The organism is Sphingomonas sp. CFBP 13720 (genome assembly GCF_014842075.1).
In the GTDB taxonomy this organism is placed as follows: domain Bacteria; phylum Pseudomonadota; class Alphaproteobacteria; order Sphingomonadales; family Sphingomonadaceae; genus Sphingomonas.
Genome location: NZ_JACYVA010000009.1, coordinates 15,097 through 33,255, shown reverse-complemented (window position 1 = coordinate 33,255; position 18,159 = coordinate 15,097). Strand labels below are relative to the sequence as shown.

Sequence of the window (18,159 nt, the reverse complement as noted above, 5' to 3'; positions counted from 1 at the left end):
GCGTGGAAAACGGCGTATGGGCCATGCCCATGACCGATCCCTTCCCGCTGTTCGACGACTGGTTCGCGCAAGCGCAGGCCAGCGAGCCGAACGATCCCAATGCGATGGCGCTGGCCACCGCCGATGCTGCCGGACGGCCATCGGTGCGGATGGTGCTGTTAAAGGGCCACGGCCCTGAAGGCTTTGTATTCTATACCAATCGCGACGGCCGTAAGGCTGATGATCTGTCCGCGAATCCCCATGCCGCGCTGCTGTTCCACTGGAAATCGCTGCGTCGTCAGGTTCGCGTCGAGGGCCCGGTGAGCCACGCTAGCGACACCGAATCCGACGCCTATTTCGCCTCGCGCGGACGCGACTCGCAACTCGGCGCATGGGCATCCGACCAGTCGCGGCCACTGGCGTCGCGCGAAACGTTCGAGACGCGCTTCGCCCAAGTGGAAGCGCGCTTCGAGGACCGCGACGTGCCGCGCCCGCCGCACTGGGGCGGATATCGCGTCACGCCGACCTCGATCGAATTCTGGCAGGATCGCGCGCACCGGCTGCACGAACGCCGCCTGTTCACGCGCGAAGGCGACGGGTGGTCCGAAGGATTGCTGTTCCCGTGACGGAGACCGAACGAAAACGGGTGATCCCGCTGGCCACGCGCGCCGCGATCGCGTCGGTGACGATGGCGTTGTTCCTGCTGGCACTGAAAGGGTTTGCCGCATGGCATACCGGATCGGTCGCGATGCTCGGCAGCCTTGCCGACACCGCGCTCGACCTGCTCGCCAGCCTCGTCACGCTGTACGGCGTGCGGCTGGCCGCGACCCCCGCCGATCACGACCACCGGTTCGGCCATGGCAAGGCGGAGGCGCTGGCCGCATTGTTCCAGGTCATGCTCATCACCGCATCGGCGGCGGGCATCGCGTGGCGCGCGATCGCGGCGTTCGGCGCGCCGGGCAAGACGCAGGACGTCGAATTCGGCATCGGCGTGTCGGTGATCGCGATCGTCGCGACGTTCGCGCTGCTCGCCTATCAGCGGTCGATCATCGCGCGCACCGGATCGGTCGCGATCCGGGCGGACAATGTTCATTATCAGTCGGACCTGTTGCTCAACCTCGCGGTCATCGTCGCGATGGTGCTGGATCAGGTGGCGGGGGTACGCAACGCCGATCCGGTGATGGGCATCGCCATCGCATTATGGCTGGGCTGGGGCGCGTTCCAGGCGTCGAGCCAGGCGATCGACCAGTTGATGGACAAGGAATGGCCGGAGGCGGAGCGCGCCGCGTTCCTCGAAGTCGCCGCACGACAGGACGGGCTGCGCGGCATCCATGACTTCCGCACCCGCCGGTCGGGCAGCCACGACTTCGCGCAGTTCCATATGGAGGTCGACCGCACCCTGACCGTCGCCGCCGCCCACGACGTGGTCGAAGGGGTGGAGCGCGCGCTGCACCGCGCCTTTCCGAAGGTGGAGGTTCTGATCCACCTCGATCCCGAAGGGCATGAGGACACCGACGATCCGCTCGCGGAGACGGACGTCACGCCGCACTGGTTCGGCAAACGCATCGGGAGTTATTGATGCCATTGCCGTTCACCGTGGTCGACGCGTTTGCCGACCGGCCGTTCGCGGGCAACCCGGCGGCGGTGATGCCGCTGGACGCATGGCCGGACGACACGACGCTGCTGGCGATCGCGGCGGAGCATAATCTGTCGGAAACCGCGTTCGCCGTGCCGACCGACGGCGATGCCGCATATGAACTGCGCTGGTTCACGCCGACCGTCGAGGTCGCGCTGTGCGGCCATGCGACGCTGGCGAGCGGGCACGTCCTGATCGGCGACGCGCCGTCCATCCGCTTCCGCACCCGCAAGTCCGGCGTGCTGGAGGTCCGGCGCGCCGATGGCGGCTATACGCTCGACCTGCCGGTGACGCGCGTCCGCGCCGTGGACGACCGCGCGCTGCTCGCCGCGCTGGGCTGCGAGGGAGAGGTGTTCGCATCGGTCAGCGGAGCCGAGGCGACCAGCATCATCTCGGTCCGCGATGCGGCGACGGTACGCGGTCTGCGCCCCGACATGGTAGCGCTGGCGGCGACGCGGATAATGGCGATCGTCACCGCGCCGGGCGAGGTCGCCGATATCGAAAGCCGTGTGTTCGTACCGGCATGGGGGGTCGACGAAGACCCGGTGACCGGATCGGCGCACGCCGCGCTGACGCCGTTCTGGGCCGAACGGCTGGGCCGCGACCGGTTCACCGCGTATCAGGCGAGCGCTCGCGGCGGGCACCTGACCTGCACGCTGGCCGGCGAGCGCGCGATCCTTGGCGGGAACTGCGTCACCGTCATGCGGGGCGAGGTGCTGATCGACCTCTGACCGCCAGTCGCTTGCCGCGCAAGTCGCCGTTCAAACCATGGCTTCTGGTCCCCCAAGACGGACTTCGGTGGCAAATCGCAACCCGCTCCCCATCTTACGTCCATGACCCGATATTCGATGCTCGACCTAGTCCCCGTCCGTCAGGGGGGCACCACGACCGAGGCGCTCGCCGCCGCCGCCGATCTGGCGGCCCATGCGGAGGCGGAGGGATATCATCGTTATTGGGTCGCCGAGCATCATGGCATGCCGGGCATCGCCAGCGCGGCGACGGCGGTGGTGATCGGCCATATCGCCGCCGCGACGCGCACGATCCGCGTCGGCGCGGGCGGCATCATGCTGCCCAATCACGCGCCGCTGACGATCGCCGAACAGTTCGGCACGCTCGACGCGCTGTTTCCCGGCCGGATCGATCTTGGGCTGGGCCGTGCGCCCGGATCGGACCAGATCGTCGCCCGCGCATTGCGCCGTACGCTGGACAGCGATCCCAACGCCTTTCCGCAGGACGTGGTCGAGCTGCAATCCTATTTCGCCGACAATGGCCGCACCGGCATCCGCGCGGTGCCGGGCGCGGGGGCGAAGGTCGACCTGTGGCTGCTCGGATCGTCGCTGTTCGGGGCGCAGCTCGCCGCGATGCTGGGCCTGCCCTATGCGTTCGCATCGCACTTTGCGCCCGCCGCGCTCGATCAGGCGCTCGACGCCTATCGCCGCAACTTCCGGCCGTCGGTGGTGCTGGACAAGCCCTATGCCGCCGCCGCGTTCAACGTACTGGCCGCCGATACCGACGACGAGGCGCGTTTCCTCGCCAGTTCGACCGAACAGATGTTCCTCGCGATCCGCACCGGTCAGGCGATCGAGCTGCCGCCACCGGTCGCCGACTATCGCGACACGATCGGCGTACAGGGGCGCACGATCCTCGACAACGTGCTCGAATGTTCGGCGATCGGCGGGCCGGACACGGTCCGCGCCGGGCTGGCGGCGTTCGTTCAGCGTACCGGTGTGGACGAAGTGATCGTGACCGGCGCGATGTTCGATCCGGCGGCGCGGCGGCGGAGCGCATCGATCGCGGCGGCGGCATTCAAGGCGTTGTAGGCTCCGGCCCGCTCAAACCGCCGGCAGTCGCAGCCGTACCATCAACCCGCCCAGATCCTCGCTTTCCTCCAGCGAAGCGGTGCCTTCGTAGATTTCGGCCACGTCGCGCACGATCGCGAGGCCGAGCCCCGTTCCCGGCTTGCCCGAATCGAGCCGCACGCCGCGATCGAAGATGCGCAGCCGGTCGGCCTCCGGGATGCCCGGCCCGTCGTCCTCGACCAGCAGTTCGACGAAGCCCATATCGGCGCGCACCGTCACGAACACGCTCCCGCCGCCGTATTTCGCGGCATTTTCGACTAGATTGCCGAGGATTTCGTCCAGATCCTGCCGTTCGATCCGTGCGACCATGTCCTTCGGTCCGTCCACGTCGATACGGACGTTGGGATAGAGCCGCCCAACCGCGCGCTCGACCGCCTCGACCGATGTCCACACATCGGCACGGCTGTGCGCCGATCCGCGCCGCCCCACCGCGCGTGCACGCGCCAGATGGTGATCGACCTGCCGCCGCATCGTCCGCGCCTCGCGGATCACGGTGTCGGCCAGATCGTCCTGCCCGGCGGCGGCGGCGTTCATGATGACGGTCAGCGGGGTCTTGAGCGCATGGGCAAGGTTGCCGGCATGACGCCGCGCCTCCTCCGCCTGCCGGTCGTTATGTTCGACCAGCGCGTTCAGTTCCTCGACCAGCGGCGCGACCTCGGCTGGCATCGATCCTTCGACCCGCGCCGATTGCCCGGCGCGCAGCCGCACGATCGCGTTGCGCACCGCGCGCAGCGGCAACAGCCCGTACCATGTCTGCAACGCCGCCATCACGATCAGCCCCAGCCCGAGCAATGCGAAGGATCGCACCAGCGTCTTGCGCAGCGCGCCGATCTGTCCGTCGAGCACGTCGCGCGATTCGGCGACCTGGAACCGCCATACCGTCGGCGATCCGGGCAATGTCAGGTCACGCTCGACGATCCGCAGCGTTTCTTCGGGAAACGGTTTGGCGTCGTACAAGTGGATTTCGGTGTCGCGGTGCTTGCTCCCGGTCGGCAAACGCCGGTCGTCCCACAGCGATCGCGACGGAAACGGTTCGTACCCCGCGCCGCTGACCTGCCAGTACAGCCCCGAATAGGGTTCCAGAAACCGCTGGTCGCTCAACTGACGGTTGAACCGCACCTCGCCATCCGGGCCGATCTCGGCCGACACGATCAGCGAGTTGAGCAAATATTCCAGCCCGTCATCGGTATTGCGCGTCACCGACGACGTCAGCACCCTGTCGAGCGCGAAGCCGCCGCCGGCCAGCAACAGCATGATCCAGCAGGCGGCGATCACGATCATCCGCCGCGACAGCGATCCCGTCACCTGCACATAGGCGCGGGGCGCGGGATCGCCGGTCGTCATCGCGGGTCGTTCAGGCTTCGGCACCCGCCGGCTTCGGCGCGCCCGGTTCGTCGAGGCTGTAGCCAAGGCCACGGATGGTGGTGATGACGTCGGCGCCAAGCTTTTTGCGGATACGCGTCACGAACACTTCGATCGTGTTCGAATCGCGGTCGAAATCCTGATCGTAGATATGTTCGATCAACTCGGTGCGGCTCACGACCTTGCCCTTGTGATGCAACAGGTAACTGAGCAGCTTGTATTCCTGCGCGGTCAGCTTGACCGGTTCGCCGGCGCGCGTGACCTTGCCCGACCGGGTGTCGAGGCGAATGTCGCCCGCCGTCAGTTCGGCCGATGCGTTGCCGCTGGCGCGCCGGATCAATGCGCGCAGACGGGCGATCAGTTCCTCGGTCTGGAACGGCTTGGCGACATAATCGTCGGCACCCGCATCCAGCCCGGCAACCTTGTCCGACCAGCTGTCGCGCGCGGTCAGCACCAGCACGGGCGCGCTGCGACCTTCCTTGCGCCAGCGGTCGAGCACGGTCAGTCCATCGACCTCGGGCAGGCCCAGATCGAGGATGATCGCGTCATAGGTCTCGGTCGAGCCAAGAAAATGCCCTTCCTCGCCATCGGTGGCCAGATCGACGGCATAGCCCGCGCCCTCTAGGGTGGCGCGCAGCTGACGGCCGAGATTGGGCTCGTCCTCCACGATCAAAACGCGCATCGCTCTCTCCCTGTTATTATCGGCTGCGGCCGATCACCTGACCGGTCCGGCCATCGACGTCGATCCAGATCACCGCCCCATCGCGCAGGAACTTCAGCGTGTAAATGCCGGTGTCGGGATCGTAATCGAAGCCCAGATACTGTGCGCCGCGCATCTGCGGCACGACGCGACGTTCGATCTCGCGCAATGGCAATATCTTGCCCTGCGTCCGCGCGGCGCGCGCCGCCTGATGGTCGCGCAGCTGCTGTGCGGGGATCGCCTGCGCGACGCCCGGTAAAGCCACCAACCATGCCGCAAGGATCCGAACGAACATCGTCATAGGGGGTGGCATAGGGAAAATGCGTTGAACAGCCTGTGAATAGGTCGGACAGGCTGCGGTAACTTGCTTGCGGGCCGAGTGCGGCTTACCTGCCACACATGGCTGCACCTGTTTTGTCGTACGAAGGCCTTGGCGTTGTCCAGGGCAATGGATGGTTGTTCCGTGGATTGGACATCCATGTCGGCGCGCGCGATCGCCTTGCGCTGATCGGGCGCAACGGCGCGGGCAAGACCACGCTGCTCAAACTGATCGCGGGTGCGCTGGATGCGGACGAAGGGCGGCGGACGATCGTGCCGGGCACGCACGTCGTGCTGCTGGAACAGGATCCGAAGGTCGAAGGCTATGCCACGTTGCGCGAATTCGCGCTGCGCGGACCGCGCGCGCCGGCCGAACACGAGGTCGACGCGATCGCCGACCAGCTTGGCATCGACCTCGACCGCGAGGCATCGACCGCGTCGGGCGGCGAACGGCGGCGCGCGGCGATCGCGCGCGCGCTGGCCGAACGTCCCGACGTGCTGCTGCTCGACGAACCGACCAACCATCTCGACCTGTCGGCGATCGAATGGCTGGAGGAATGGCTGAACCGCTTCAACGGCGCGTTCATCGTCATCAGCCACGACCGCACCTTCCTGACGCGGCTGACCAAATCGACGCTATGGCTCGATCGCGGGGGCATCCGCCGGGCCGAAATCGGCTTTGGCGGGTTCGAGGCGTGGATGGAACAGGCTGCGGCGGAAGAGGAACGCGCGGCGCAGCGGCTGGATGCCAAGCTGAAGATCGAGGAACACTGGCTGCACCGGGGCGTCACCGCGCGGCGCAAGCGCAACATGGGCCGCCTCGAAAAACTGCACGACCTGCGCGCCGAGCGCGCGGCGATGCAGGGACCGCAGGGGACGGCGAAGATCCAGGTCGAGGCCGACGATACCAAGACCAAGGTCGTGATCGACGCCGAGCACGTCTCCAAATCGTTCGGCGACCGCATGGTGCTGAAGGATTTCACGCTGCGGGTGCGGCGTGGTGACCGGATCGGCATCGTCGGCGGCAATGGTGCGGGCAAGACCACGCTGCTGCGCATCCTGATGGGCGATCTGGAACCCGACAGCGGCAAGCTGATGCGTGCGAAGACGCTGAACGGCATCGTGATCGACCAGCAACGCAAGCTGATGGCCCCCGAAAAGCGGGTGCGCGAAGTGCTGGCGGATGGCGGCGACTGGCTCGACGTCAACGGCGTCAAGAAGCACATCCACGGCTATCTCAAGGAATTCCTGTTCGATCCGTCGATCGCGGAAGCGCGGATCGCGACGCTGTCGGGCGGGGAACGCTCGCGGCTGTTGCTGGCGCGCGAATTCGCACGGCCGTCGAACCTGCTGGTCCTCGACGAACCGACCAACGATCTCGATCTCGAAACACTCGACCTGTTGCAGGAAGTAATCGGCGATTATGCCGGCACCGTGCTGATCGTCAGCCACGACCGCGACTTCCTCGACCGGACGGTGACGGTGACGCTGGGACTGGATGGCAGCGGGACGGTCGACGTCGTGCCGGGCGGCTATGCCGACTGGGTCGCCAAGCGCCGCGAACGCACTGCGGGGAAAGGCCGGACCAAGGCGACCGAAACCGCACCGAAGCCCAAATCGTCCAAGATGAGCTACAAGGACCAGCGCGATCTGCAAATCCTGCCCGCGCGGGTACAGGAACTGGAAGCGGCGATCGAACGCGACGAAGCCTTGCTGGCCGATCCCGCGCTCTATGCGAAAGACCCGAAGCGGTTCGCGCTGCTCAACGCGCAGATCGAGAAGGCGCGGGCCGACAAGGACGCGGCGGAGGAACGCTGGCTGGCACTGGCGGAAGCAGCCGAGGCGGTGGTCTGAACTACACCGCCCGACCGTGCCGCCCGGCAAGGTCGGTGACATATTGCCATGCCACCCGCCCCGACCGGCTGCCGCGCTTCGTGGCCCAGCCGACGGCTTCATGTGCGTCGAACGGCAGGTCGTACGCGGTGCAGTAGCGTTCGACGATCGCGACATAGTGGTCCTGATCGACCACATGGAACCCCAGCGACAGGCCGAACCGGTCGGCCAGTGCCAGCGAATCGTCGATGACGTCGCGCGGGTTGATGGCGCTTTCCTGTTCCGACAGGTCGCGCGGCACCAGATGGCGGCGGTTGGCGGTGACGACCAGCCGGACGTTGGCCGGGCGTCCCTCGGCACCGCCTTCCAGCAGCGAGCGCAGCGCACGGCCGTCGGCCGGCGTATCGAAGCCCAGATCGTCGAGGAACACGACGAACGCGCGCGGCACGCCATCCAGCAGCGCGAACAGTCCGGGCAGCCGGTCGAGCGACGTTGCCGATGCCTCGACCAGCGCCAGCGCGCCGCCCGCCGCCTGCACCGCGCCGACCCCGGCCTTGACCAGCGCCGACTTGCCGGTGCCGCGCGCGCCCCACAACAGCACGTCGTGCGCCGCCGCCCCCGCTGCCAGCCGGTCGAGATTGGCGGTCAGTGCCGCCTTCTGCGCGTCGATCCCGACCAGCCGTTCGATCGGCACCGGGGCAAAGGATCGCGCGGCGCGCAACGTCGCTCCGTCCCAGCCATAGGCGGGATGCGCCAGCGGATCGGCGGCGGGCGGCGGGGGCGGCGCGATACGGTCCAGCGCGGCGGCGATACGAAGCAGGGGATCGGTCATCCGCCCGGCCTAGCCCGATCGGGGGCGCGAGGGAATGATCGGGTCACCCTCTGGTGATTTCGGCCAGATGCAGGCGAATGCCGGCATGGCCGGGTGCCAGCCGCACCGCCTTCACCGCCAGCGGCAGCGCCGCCCCGGCATTCCCCGCCCGGACCAGCGCCCGGGAATAGGCATCGACCACCAGCGGATTGGCGGGGGCAAGGGCATAGGCCGCCGCCGCATAGTCGACCGCCGGTCCGCTCTGTCCCGCCATCGCATAGGCCGCCGACAGGTCCGCCAGCAGCGCCGCATCGCGGTCGCTGACCATGGTGCGCAGCGTTTCCAGCGTATCGACCGCCGCTGCCGAATCGCCCGCCGCCAGTTGCCATTGCCCCGCGAGCCGCAGCGCGGTGACGTTGTTCGGGTTCTGGCCTAGGAACAGCGACAGCGTGGCTCTCGCCTCGCGCCGCTGTCCGGCGCGGTTGCGTGCGTCGACCAGCCGCAGCATCGTCGGCTCGTCGAACCGCGTCGTCGCCGCACGGGCATAGGCGGTCGCCGCCGCCGCGAACCGCCCGCCCGCCGCCAGCGTATCGCCGAGCACCAGTTGCGCGGCGGGCGCACCCGGATTGGCATCGGCGACGATCTGCGCCGCGCGGGTCGCCTGCGCGAGGTCGCCGGTCGTCAGCAGCGCGCGGATATACGGCACCGCCACGGCGGGATCGCCCGGCGTCGTACGCGCACGAGCCGCCAGTTCGCCGATGGCGGCATCGGGTGCGAAAGCGGTCGACCGCCCGCGTGCGGCGGACGCCGCCCGATCGAGCATCGTTGCCGCCCCGGCGCGGTCACCGATCCGTTCCAGCGCGCGCGCGGTCAGTGTCAGCGTATAGCTGTCGGCGTCGTCCCGCTGCGCGGCGGGCAGGATGAACGCCAGCGCGTCGCGCGCCGCATCGCCGCGCAACAGCGCGAGCGCGAGCAGCTTGCGCGCGGTGACGTTCGTCGGCTGGCGCGCGACCAGTGTGCGAAGCGTCGCCGCCGCCTGCGCATGCGCGCCTTCGTTCAGGTCGATCGACGCGCTTAACAGCAGCGCCGCCGGCACGCCCGACAACCGATCGCCCGCGCGTTGCAGCACGCTGCGCGCGGTCGCCATGTCGCCTGCCCGCGCGGCCAGCACGGCTTGGAGGTAGTATCCCTGCGCGCTCTCGGGCCGCACCGCCATCGCGCGCCGCACCGCCGTCAGCATGGCGACGTTGCGCCCGGCATCGCCCAGCGTCGCGGCATATTCGATCAGCGTGTCGTGATGACGGGGGTCGCGGCGCAGCGCGGCTTCGAACCATGGCAGCGCCGCGACCAGTCCATATTGCGCGCGCACCGTTTCCGCGCGCAGTTCCAGCGCGTCGGGCGACGCGGGATCGGCCCGCACCGCCATCGCCGCCGCATCGATCGCGCCCGCCATGTCGCCCGCCGTCATCCGTACCCGGCCCAGCGCGCTCCACGCCCCGGCATCGCCGGGACGTTCCGCCAGCACCCGGTCGAACAGCGGCAGCGCGGCGGCGACGTCGCCCTGCGCGGCCAGCGCCTGCGCCTTGACCCGCACCGCATAGCCACGATAGCGCGGGGCGGCCCGGTCCGCCTCGGCGATCGCGCCGGACGTATCGCCCTGCAACAGCCGGGCATGCGCGCGAAGCTGATGCGCACGGGCCGCGTCGAACCCGCCACGGATCGCACGGTCGATCGCACCTTCGGCCGCCGCTCCCTCGCCCAGCGCGAGGTGGGTGCACGCCAGCACCGCCTGTGCAAAGCCCCAGTCGGGGTCGGCGGCGGTCGCGGCCTGCGCCCGGTCGCGCGCCGCCGTCCAGTGTCCGCGTTCGAACTGTCCCAGCGCCTGCGCGATCGCGACGCGCGCGTCGGCGGCATCGGCGCGCGCGGGCTGGGTCCACGCCAGCGCCGCGCCGACCATGGCCAACCCGGCGACGCCGAACAGCGCGCGCAACGGACGGTCAGGGTTGCAGGTCATAGCTTTTCATCAGATCGTAAAGCGTCGGCCGGCTGATCCCCAACAGGCGCGCGGTGCCGGAGATATTGCCCTGCGCCCGGGCCAGCGCGTGGCGGATCGCCGATCGGTCGGCCGCCTCGCGCACCGCCTTCAGGTTGATCGGCCCGTCCGGTTCGCCGTTCTGCGGCAGGTCGAGATCGGCGGCGGTGACGCACTTGCCATCGGCCATGATCGCCGCGCGCTTCACCCGGTTTTCGAGTTCGCGGACATTGCCGGGCCAGCCCCATGCGTCGATCGCGGCCAGCGCATCGGCGGCGAAGCGTTTCGCACCCAACCCCATCTGCGCGACGTGACGATCGAGGAACGCCCGCGCCAGCAGCCCGGCATCGCCCGGCCGTTCGCGCAGCGACGGAATACGGATGACGATTTCCGCCAGCCGGTAATACAGGTCTTCGCGAAAGCGGCCATCGGCGACCATCGCATCGATATCCCGATGCGTCGCGCACACGATGCGCGTGTCGACCGGGATCGCCTTGCGCGCGCCGATCCGTTCGATCACCCGTTCCTGCAGGAACCGCAGCAGCTTGACCTGCAGCGGTAAGGGCACATCCCCGATTTCGTCGAGGAACAGCGTACCGCCCGCTGCCTGTTCGATCCGGCCTTCGGTCGTGCGGATCGCGCCGGTGAACGCGCCCTTTTCATGCCCGAACAACTCGCTTTCCAGCAGCGTTTCGGGGATCGCCGCGCAGTTGATCGCGACGAAGTTGCCGCGCCGGCGCGGCGACGCATCGTGCAGCCCGCGCGCCAGCAATTCCTTGCCGGTGCCGGACGCCCCCAGCAGCATCACCGACACGTCGGCCGGGGCGACCCGTTCGATCGTCCGCGTCACCTTCAGCATTTCGGGCGCGGCGGTCAGCATGCCGCCGAGCACACGCTGCCCCTCGATCCGATCCGCCAGCCGGCGGTTCTCGGCTTCCAGCGCATGGACGTGGAACGCACGGTCGACGATCATGCCCAGCGCGTCGATATCGATCGGCTTGGCATAGAAATCCCATGCGCCCAGTTCGATCGCCCGCAGCGCGCTCGCACGGTCGCCATGTCCGCTGGCGACGACGATCTTGGTATCGGGCTTCATCGCAAGGATCGCCGCCATCGTCGCGAACCCTTCGGCGACGCCGTCCGGGTCGGGCGGCAGGCCGAGGTCGAGCGTCACGACCTGCGGCTCCTCGGCGCGCACGGCGGCGATCGCCGATTCACGGTCGCCCGCCACGGCGATCCGATACCCGTCATAGGCCCAGCGCAACTGGCGTTGCAGGCCCACATCGTCCTCGACGATCAACAGGCGGCGGGGATCGGTCATGCGGCATGCTCCATCGGGACCGGCGCGGCGGACAGCGTGACGCGGAAGCGCGTGCCGTGCCCCACACGGCTGTCGACCTCGATCCGCCCGCCCATCGCCTGCGCCAGCTGCCGCGCCTCGAACGCGCCGATGCCGAAACCGGTTGGCTTGGACGACACGAACGGCCGGAACAGTTCGTCGCGGACGAATTGCTGCGTCATGCCCGCGCCTGCGTCGATCACCTCGACCCATGCACTGTCGCCGTCGCCGCCGGTGACGATCCGTACCGGCGCGGTCCCGCCCGCCTCGATCGCATTATGGACCAGATGGTCGACCACCTGTTGCAATCGCACCGGGTCGGCAACGGCATGGATGCCGGGATCGCCCGCCAGTTCCACGCCGTGCGATGCGCGGAACCGCGCCGCCGACTGTGCGGCGATGCCCACCATCGCCACCGCGCGCAGCGGTTCGCCGCGTTGCGGCTCGCGGACCGACAGCCGCGCGAGCAGATCGGTCAGGCGCGTCGCCGATTCGTTGAGCGTCATGACCATGTCGGCACGGAATTCCGGGTTGTCGGCGTGACGCTGCGCATTGCGCGCGACGAGGCTCAGCTGGCTGACGATGTTCTTCACGTCGTGCAGGATGAACGCGAAGCGACGATTGAATTCCTCGAACCGGCGCGCTTCGGCCAACGCGTCCTGCGCCCGCGCTTCGGCCAGATAACTGGCGACCTGCCGTCCCGCGATCCGCAGCAGGTCGAAATCCTCCCAATCGAGCGCACGCGGCAGCACCGGACGCGCCAGCAGGATCGCACCGGTCAATCGTTCGCGATGCGGCAACGGCACGATCACCCATGCGTCGTCATGCGCCAGCATCGCGGGCGGCACCGCTTCGGCATCGCTGCCCACGCCGTCGTCGCTTCGGTCATCGTCGCCATCGCCGTCGCGGATGCGGTCCAGTTCGACGATCCGGCCGGTCCGCGCCAGATACGCCGCAAGCGCCGCGCCGCCGGCATCGACCGGTGCGCCGTCCCAGCGCCACGACGCCTGTACCGCCAGCCCGTCGTCATCGGCGACCAGCAACAGGCCGGCGGGCGCATCGGTCAGGTCGGCGACCGCCTTGATCAGCCGTTCGTCCAGCGGCGCGCCGCCCTTGGGTTCGCCCAGCGTTTCAGTGAACCGCGTCCATTCGGCACGGTAATCATAGCGGTGGCGGAACAGGTGTTTCGCCAGCTTGACCTTGATCCACGCCCGCAGCCAGTCCGACGATGCCATGGTCAGCGCGGCGGCGGTCGATCCGAACACGAACGCGGTCTGCGCGATGCGGGCATGCGATCCGCCCAGCGCCTCGATCAGGCTGGTCGCCATGATGGTGATCGAGAAATAGGCGACCAGCCCCAATAGCGACAGCGAATGGAACGTCGCCGTCCGTGACAGCTGCAATCCCGGATCGCCGCGCCGCGACAGCGCCAGCGCGATCATCACCGCCAGCCCCGCCACCGCCACGCCCCGCGCCGCCGACAATTCGACCCATGGCGTCCCCAGCACGAGCGCGGCGATGGCAAGGTTGGCATCGATCAGCCACAGCCCGCCGACCGCGATCAGCACGATCCGCGCCGATGCCGAAGCCGCGAACGGCAACGATGCCTGCAACAGCACCAGCGCCCCGACCGCCGTCAGCACGCGCAGCAGCGCGGCGGCATCCGACATCGCGGCGGCGGCGGCATTCCCGGTCGCGGCGGCGGCGATGGACAACAGCATCTGCGCGACGACGACCGCAACGACGCTGGCATGCGCCAGCATCGCGACCAGTCCGGTGGCGCGGCCGATCCGCGCCCGCCGCTGGATCGCGACCAGCAGCAACAGCCACGCGATCGTCCGCGCGCCTTCGAACAATTGCGTCACCGGCCGGGTCGTCCCGATGCCGGCGGCGGCCAGCAGCCACAGCGCGGTCGTCCCCAACGCCCCGGCCAGCAGCGCGCGCGGCAGCCCGTCGTCATCGGCCCCGTCGCGGCGGATCGTCCATGCCGCCAGCACGCCGAACAGCAACGCGGCCAGCGCATGGCTCCAGATCAGGATACCCGCCAGCATCGCGTCAGCGCGCCCCGCTGGACCAGATCACCACGCGCAGCGTCTGCAACAGGATCAGCAGGTCGAGGAACGGGGAATAATTCTTGGCGTAGTACAGGTCGTATTCCAGCTTCTGCCGCGAATCGTCGATCGACGCGCCATAGGGATAGTTGATCTGCGCCCAGCCGGTGATGCCAGGCTTCACCATGTGCCGTTCGGCGTAATAGGGTAGCTGTTCTTCCAGATCGGCGACGAATTGCGGGCGTTCGGGACGGGGGCCGACGAAGCTCATCTCGCCCTTCAGCACGCTCCAGCATTGCGGCAGTTCGTCGATGCGGGTCTTGCGCAGGACGCGGCCGACGCGGGTGATGCGCGGGTCGTCTTTTTCCGCCCACAAGGCGGTGCCCGCGATTTCGGCGTCGGTGCGCATCGACCGCAGCTTGGGAATGTCGAACGCGACGCCGTACAGCCCGACGCGGCGCTGGCGGTAGAAGACCGGTCCCCGGCTGTCGAGCTTGACCGCGATCGCCGCCAGCGCGACCAGCGGCAGCGCCAGCGTTAGCAGCAACAGGCTGGCGATGATGTCGAACAGCCGCTTGGTGACGCTGGACAGCATCCGGCCCGACGAGAATCCGTCGGAAAAGATCAGCCACGACGGGTTGACGCTGTCGAGGTCGACGCGGCCCGTCTCGCGCTCCAGAAAGCTCGATATGTCGTTCACATGGACGCCGGTGGTCTTGATCCGCAGCAGGTCCTTGAGCGGCAGCGCGTTGCGGCGCTCCTCCAGGGCGAGGACAACTTCGGCGGCGTTGAGCAGGACGACATGGTCGGCCAGATTGTGGATCGCATCGCGCGAAATGGCTTCGGGTATCACGCGGTTCGTTTCGTTCATCGCGACATAGCCGACGACGACGAACCCCGCGCCCGCGCCCTGTCCTAGCAGCTTCAGGCGTTGCGCGCGCGGCCCCGCCCCCAGCACAATCACCCGCCGCTTGAACGCCTGTCCCCCCAGCAGCGTGCCGGTCACGATGCGCAGCACGAACAGCAGCACGGTCGCGAAACCCATCGCGTAGAGCAGGTTGGATCGCCAGAAGGTGATCGACGGCGTCAGGAAGAACAGCAGCGCAAGGAAGATAATACCGAGCGAGATAGCGACCGCCAGCCGCGCGGCGGCGAAGCGCAGCGACTGGAGCGCGTCGGTGCCGTACACCCCGACCGCGACCATCGCGAGTTCGAGGCTCACGGCGAAGCTCAACAGTTGCGGGATACGGGTATGCGTCGGTTCGACCGCCATGCCGATCTGAGCCGCGCGCGTCACCCAGCCGAGTTCGGCCGCGACCAGCAGCATCGCGAAATCGAGAACGCCGAGCAGAAGAACGGCGTTGGGCACGTAATGCTTGAACAGCCGAATCATACTGGGCGTCCCGCGGGTGTAAGGCAGACCGACACCCTGCCCATATGGGACGAAAGCGCAAAGAATTACTGAATGGCGGGATACGCTTGGCGACGATCCTCGTTATAGCGTCGTAACGACCATCGTCGGCCGGCGTCTTCGCTCGTCCGCGCTCTATCGGGGAACCGCATCCATGTCCGCACAGCCTGCTATCGTCCCGGTCATCCTGTCCGGGGGATCGGGCACGCGGTTGTGGCCGATGTCGCGGCCCGAACGGCCCAAGCAGTTCCTTGCGCTGACCGCAGCGGAAACGATGTTGCAGCTGACCGCGCGGCGCGCGGCGGGCGATGGCTATGCCGCGCCGATCGTCGTCGCCAATGCCGCGCACGCCGATGCCGTCGCCGATCAGTTGGCAGAGGTCGGGTCGGCGCCGCAGTCGATCATTCTCGAACCGATGGGCCGCAACACCGCGCCGGCCATCGCGCTGGCGGCGATCGCGGCCGGCGGGGGCGATGCGCCGTTGCTGGTGATGCCGTCGGATCACGTCATCGCCGATCTGGACGCGTTCCGGGCGGCGATCGAGCGTGCGCTGCCGCTGGTCGGCGACGGCTGGCTGGTGACGTTCGGCATCACGCCCGACGCCCCCGAAACCGGCTATGGCTGGATCAAGGTCGGCGACCCGCTGTCGACCGGGGTGCACCGGGTCGAACGCTTCGTTGAAAAGCCGCCGCTGGATGCGGCGCAGGCGATGCTGGCGTCGGGCGATCACGTGTGGAACGGCGGCATCTTCCTGTTCCGCGCCGACCGCTTCCTCGAAGCGCTGGGCCGGTTCGTACCCGACATGCTGACGGCGGCGCAGGAATCGATGGACCGCGCCGACCGCGACGGAGTGTGCATCCGGCCCGATGCCGACGCGTTCGCGCGGTGCCCGTCCGATTCGATCGACTATGCCGTGATGGAGCGCGACGACCGCGTCGCCGTGGCGCCGGTGGCGATGGGGTGGAACGACGTCGGTAGCTGGGACGCGCTGCACGCCATCAGCGAACGCGACGATTCGGCCAATGCGGTCGGCGGCGATGTCACGCTGATCGATTCGACCGGCTGTCTGGTGCGGACCGATGGCATCCGCATCGCGATGGCCGGGGTGGACGACCTGATCGTCGTGGCCAGCGGCAACGACGTGCTGATCCTGCCGCGAGGCCGGTCGCAGGAGGTCAAGAAGCTGCTGGACGCGATGAAGGGCTGAAACTCCCGGCACGCTACCGACCCTGCATCGCGATACCCCTTTCCTTTCGTCCGCGCGCGTCGCAGGCTCCGGCGAAAGTCGATAGGCGGAGTGGTGTGATGCGTGGTCGGTTCGGAGCGGCACTGGGTGTGCTGGCGATGTTGGCGGGATGCGGCGGCGGCGGGGGCAATGGCAGCGTCGCCGGCCCCGTCGGAGGAACCACCCCCGGTTCGACCGGCGGGGTCACGCCGCCGCCCACGGCGGTCGCGGGCTGTTCGCTGCGCGAGCGGCAGGACTGGGCGGCGGCGCAGTTGCGCGAATGGTATCTGTTCCCCGAAACGCTCCCCGCATCGCTCGACCCGACGCCCTACACCAGCGTAGACGATTATATAGACGCACTGACCGCCACCGCCCGCGCCCAACGCCGCGACCGGTATTTCACCCACCGCGAATCGATCGCGGAAGAGGAAGCCTATTATAATTCGGGCACGACCGCCGGGTTCGGCGTACGCTTCGCGCTCGACCCGACCGGACGACGGCTGCTGGTGACCGAGGCGTTCGAGGGGGCCGGCGCGCTGGCGGCGGGGATCGATCGCGGGAGCGAGATCACGCAGATCGGCACCACGTCCGCCGGGTTGCGGCCGGTATCGACGATCATCGACCGCGAGGGGACTGCGGGGCTGACCACCGCGCTCGGCCCCGATACGCCGGGCACCACCCGCGTGTTCGAGTTCCGCACGATCGACGGCACGACCCGCACCGCGACGGTCGCCAAGACCGATTACACGCTGTTGCCGGTATCGAGCCGATACGGCGCCAAGGTGTTGCAGGACGGGGCGAAGCGGGTCGGGTACATCAACCTGCGCACCTTCATCACCACCGCCAACCAGCCGCTGCGCGACGCGTTCGCCGGGTTCCGGGCGCAGGGCATCACCGAGTTCGTCATCGATTTTCGCTACAATGGCGGCGGGCTGATTTCGGTCGCGGATCTGGTCGGCGACCTGATGGGCGGCAACCGCACGACCAGCGAAGTGTACAGCTACACGACCTTCCGCCCCGAAAAGGCGGCGGAGAACGAGACACGCTATTTCGCACCGACCGCACAGTCGGTGGCGCCGACGCGCGTCGCGTTCATCGGCACCGGCAGCACGGCATCGGCCAGCGAACTGGTTATCAACGCGTTCGTCCCGTATCTGGGCAACAACATGGCGCTGGTCGGCACCAACACCTTTGGCAAGCCGGTCGGACAGATCGCGCTGGACCGGCCCGCATGCGACGACCGGCTGCGCGTCGTGGCGATTGCGGTGCAGAACTCCGCACGGTCCGCCGCCTATTATGACGGCCTCGCCGCGACGGTGCCCAACAGCTGTCAGGCGGGCGACGACCTGAACTTCCCGCTGGGCGACGCGCGCGAGGCGTCGGTGGCGCGCGCGCTCGACTTCCTTGCCGGGCGGCAGTGCAGCCGCATCGGGGCCAGCGCCAGCGCCACCGCATCGACCCGTGGCGGCGAGGCCGGGCTGCGCGCGGTCGCGGGTGGCGGACAGACGCTGTTGCAGCCCGACCGGCCGACCGTGCCGCAGCGCGACGTGCCGGGGCTGTTCTGAACCGTGCGGACGGAGTAGCGCCGGTCGGGAAGGAGACC

General features: G+C 68.6%; 15 protein-coding genes. 7 read left to right on the top strand and 8 right to left on the bottom strand.

Features of this window, described 5'->3' with window-relative positions; all coding sequences use genetic code 11:
- Positions 1–29: 29 nt before the first annotated feature.
- From pdxH to IFT55_RS15165, 4 genes are all read left to right on the top strand, one after another.
- On the top strand, positions 30–605 hold the full coding sequence (gene pdxH, locus IFT55_RS15180) for a pyridoxamine 5'-phosphate oxidase (RefSeq protein ID WP_192093201.1): 576 nt from the start codon (positions 30–32) through the stop codon (positions 603–605).
- A complete protein-coding gene (locus tag IFT55_RS15175) occupies positions 602–1,558 on the top strand; it encodes a cation diffusion facilitator family transporter (protein WP_192093200.1) in 957 nt (318 codons plus the stop codon). The genes pdxH and IFT55_RS15175 overlap by 4 nt, the downstream gene beginning before the upstream one ends.
- Entirely contained in the window at positions 1,558–2,346 is a 789-nt protein-coding gene (locus IFT55_RS15170; protein ID WP_192093199.1) for a PhzF family phenazine biosynthesis protein, read from the top strand. Before IFT55_RS15175 ends, IFT55_RS15170 begins: the two co-directional genes overlap by 1 nt.
- A 102-nt stretch (positions 2,347–2,448) precedes the next feature.
- Positions 2,449–3,435 carry an LLM class flavin-dependent oxidoreductase gene (locus IFT55_RS15165; RefSeq protein WP_192093198.1) on the top strand — a complete coding sequence of 329 codons (987 nt, stop codon included), beginning with the start codon at positions 2,449–2,451 and terminating at the stop codon, positions 3,433–3,435.
- Between the two features lie 12 nt (positions 3,436–3,447).
- Here the strand turns inward: IFT55_RS15165 and IFT55_RS15160 are convergent, their stop codons facing one another.
- From IFT55_RS15160 to IFT55_RS15150, 3 genes are read right to left on the bottom strand one after another with little or no spacing between them, the layout of a single operon-like run.
- The gene (locus tag IFT55_RS15160; RefSeq protein WP_192093197.1) at positions 3,448–4,818 is read right to left on the bottom strand and encodes a sensor histidine kinase; all 1,371 of its coding nucleotides are present in this window, start codon (positions 4,816–4,818) and stop codon (positions 3,448–3,450) included.
- A 10-nt stretch (positions 4,819–4,828) separates the two neighbouring features.
- Positions 4,829–5,518: a response regulator transcription factor gene (locus tag IFT55_RS15155; RefSeq protein ID WP_192093196.1), complete on the bottom strand. Its 690-nt coding sequence runs from the start codon at positions 5,516–5,518 to the stop codon at positions 4,829–4,831.
- Positions 5,519–5,534: 16 nt separating this feature from the next.
- A complete protein-coding gene (locus tag IFT55_RS15150) occupies positions 5,535–5,837 on the bottom strand; it encodes a hypothetical protein (RefSeq protein WP_249403864.1) in 303 nt (100 codons plus the stop codon).
- Positions 5,838–5,935: 98 nt separating this feature from the next.
- On the opposite strand from IFT55_RS15150, the gene IFT55_RS15145 reads away from it, so the two are divergent.
- A complete protein-coding gene (locus IFT55_RS15145; RefSeq protein ID WP_192093194.1) occupies positions 5,936–7,708 on the top strand; it encodes an ABC-F family ATP-binding cassette domain-containing protein in 1,773 nt (590 codons plus the stop codon).
- A gap of 1 nt (position 7,709) precedes the next feature.
- Here IFT55_RS15145 and IFT55_RS15140 read toward each other — a convergent pair whose 3' ends face one another.
- Genes IFT55_RS15140 through IFT55_RS15120 form a run of 5 tightly spaced genes read right to left on the bottom strand, consistent with a single transcriptional unit; the run spans position 7,710 to position 15,313 of the window.
- Entirely contained in the window at positions 7,710–8,519 is an 810-nt protein-coding gene (locus tag IFT55_RS15140; protein WP_192093193.1) for an ATP-binding protein, read from the bottom strand.
- 43 nt (positions 8,520–8,562) lie between these two features.
- Positions 8,563–10,512: a tetratricopeptide repeat protein gene (locus IFT55_RS15135; RefSeq protein ID WP_192093192.1), complete on the bottom strand. Its 1,950-nt coding sequence runs from the start codon at positions 10,510–10,512 to the stop codon at positions 8,563–8,565.
- A complete protein-coding gene (prsR, locus tag IFT55_RS15130; protein WP_192093191.1) occupies positions 10,496–11,851 on the bottom strand; it encodes a PEP-CTERM-box response regulator transcription factor in 1,356 nt (451 codons plus the stop codon). Before prsR ends, IFT55_RS15135 begins: the two co-directional genes overlap by 17 nt.
- Positions 11,848–13,920, bottom strand: coding sequence for an XrtA/PEP-CTERM system histidine kinase PrsK (gene prsK / locus IFT55_RS15125; RefSeq protein ID WP_192093190.1), 2,073 nt, complete (start codon positions 13,918–13,920; stop codon positions 11,848–11,850). The genes prsR and prsK overlap by 4 nt, the downstream gene beginning before the upstream one ends.
- A 4-nt stretch (positions 13,921–13,924) precedes the next feature.
- On the bottom strand, positions 13,925–15,313 hold the full coding sequence (locus tag IFT55_RS15120; protein WP_192093189.1) for a TIGR03013 family XrtA/PEP-CTERM system glycosyltransferase: 1,389 nt from the start codon (positions 15,311–15,313) through the stop codon (positions 13,925–13,927).
- A gap of 172 nt (positions 15,314–15,485) precedes the next feature.
- On the opposite strand from IFT55_RS15120, the gene IFT55_RS15115 reads away from it, so the two are divergent.
- Positions 15,486–16,538 (top strand): mannose-1-phosphate guanylyltransferase/mannose-6-phosphate isomerase, encoded by a 1,053-nt coding sequence (locus IFT55_RS15115; protein ID WP_192093188.1) that lies wholly within the window; start codon positions 15,486–15,488, stop codon positions 16,536–16,538.
- A gap of 98 nt (positions 16,539–16,636) precedes the next feature.
- Entirely contained in the window at positions 16,637–18,121 is a 1,485-nt protein-coding gene (locus IFT55_RS15110) for a S41 family peptidase (protein WP_192093187.1), read from the top strand.
- Positions 18,122–18,159 lie beyond the last annotated feature (38 nt).

Coding starts and splice junctions, on each gene's coding strand:
- pdxH (WP_192093201.1), top strand. CDS start 30: ATGACCGATCCCTTCCCGCTGTTCGACGACTGGTTCGCGCAAGCGCAG.
- IFT55_RS15170 (WP_192093199.1), top strand. CDS start 1,558: ATGCCATTGCCGTTCACCGTGGTCGACGCGTTTGCCGACCGGCCGTTC.
- IFT55_RS15165 (WP_192093198.1), top strand. CDS start 2,449: ATGACCCGATATTCGATGCTCGACCTAGTCCCCGTCCGTCAGGGGGGC.
- IFT55_RS15160 (WP_192093197.1), bottom strand. CDS start 4,818: ATGACGACCGGCGATCCCGCGCCCCGCGCCTATGTGCAGGTGACGGGA.
- IFT55_RS15155 (WP_192093196.1), bottom strand. CDS start 5,518: ATGCGCGTTTTGATCGTGGAGGACGAGCCCAATCTCGGCCGTCAGCTG.
- IFT55_RS15150 (WP_249403864.1), bottom strand. CDS start 5,837: ATGACGATGTTCGTTCGGATCCTTGCGGCATGGTTGGTGGCTTTACCG.
- IFT55_RS15145 (WP_192093194.1), top strand. CDS start 5,936: ATGGCTGCACCTGTTTTGTCGTACGAAGGCCTTGGCGTTGTCCAGGGC.
- IFT55_RS15140 (WP_192093193.1), bottom strand. CDS start 8,519: ATGACCGATCCCCTGCTTCGTATCGCCGCCGCGCTGGACCGTATCGCG.
- IFT55_RS15135 (WP_192093192.1), bottom strand. CDS start 10,512: ATGACCTGCAACCCTGACCGTCCGTTGCGCGCGCTGTTCGGCGTCGCC.
- prsR (WP_192093191.1), bottom strand. CDS start 11,851: ATGACCGATCCCCGCCGCCTGTTGATCGTCGAGGACGATGTGGGCCTG.
- prsK (WP_192093190.1), bottom strand. CDS start 13,920: ATGCTGGCGGGTATCCTGATCTGGAGCCATGCGCTGGCCGCGTTGCTG.
- IFT55_RS15120 (WP_192093189.1), bottom strand. CDS start 15,313: ATGATTCGGCTGTTCAAGCATTACGTGCCCAACGCCGTTCTTCTGCTC.
- IFT55_RS15115 (WP_192093188.1), top strand. CDS start 15,486: ATGTCCGCACAGCCTGCTATCGTCCCGGTCATCCTGTCCGGGGGATCG.
- IFT55_RS15110 (WP_192093187.1), top strand. CDS start 16,637: ATGCGTGGTCGGTTCGGAGCGGCACTGGGTGTGCTGGCGATGTTGGCG.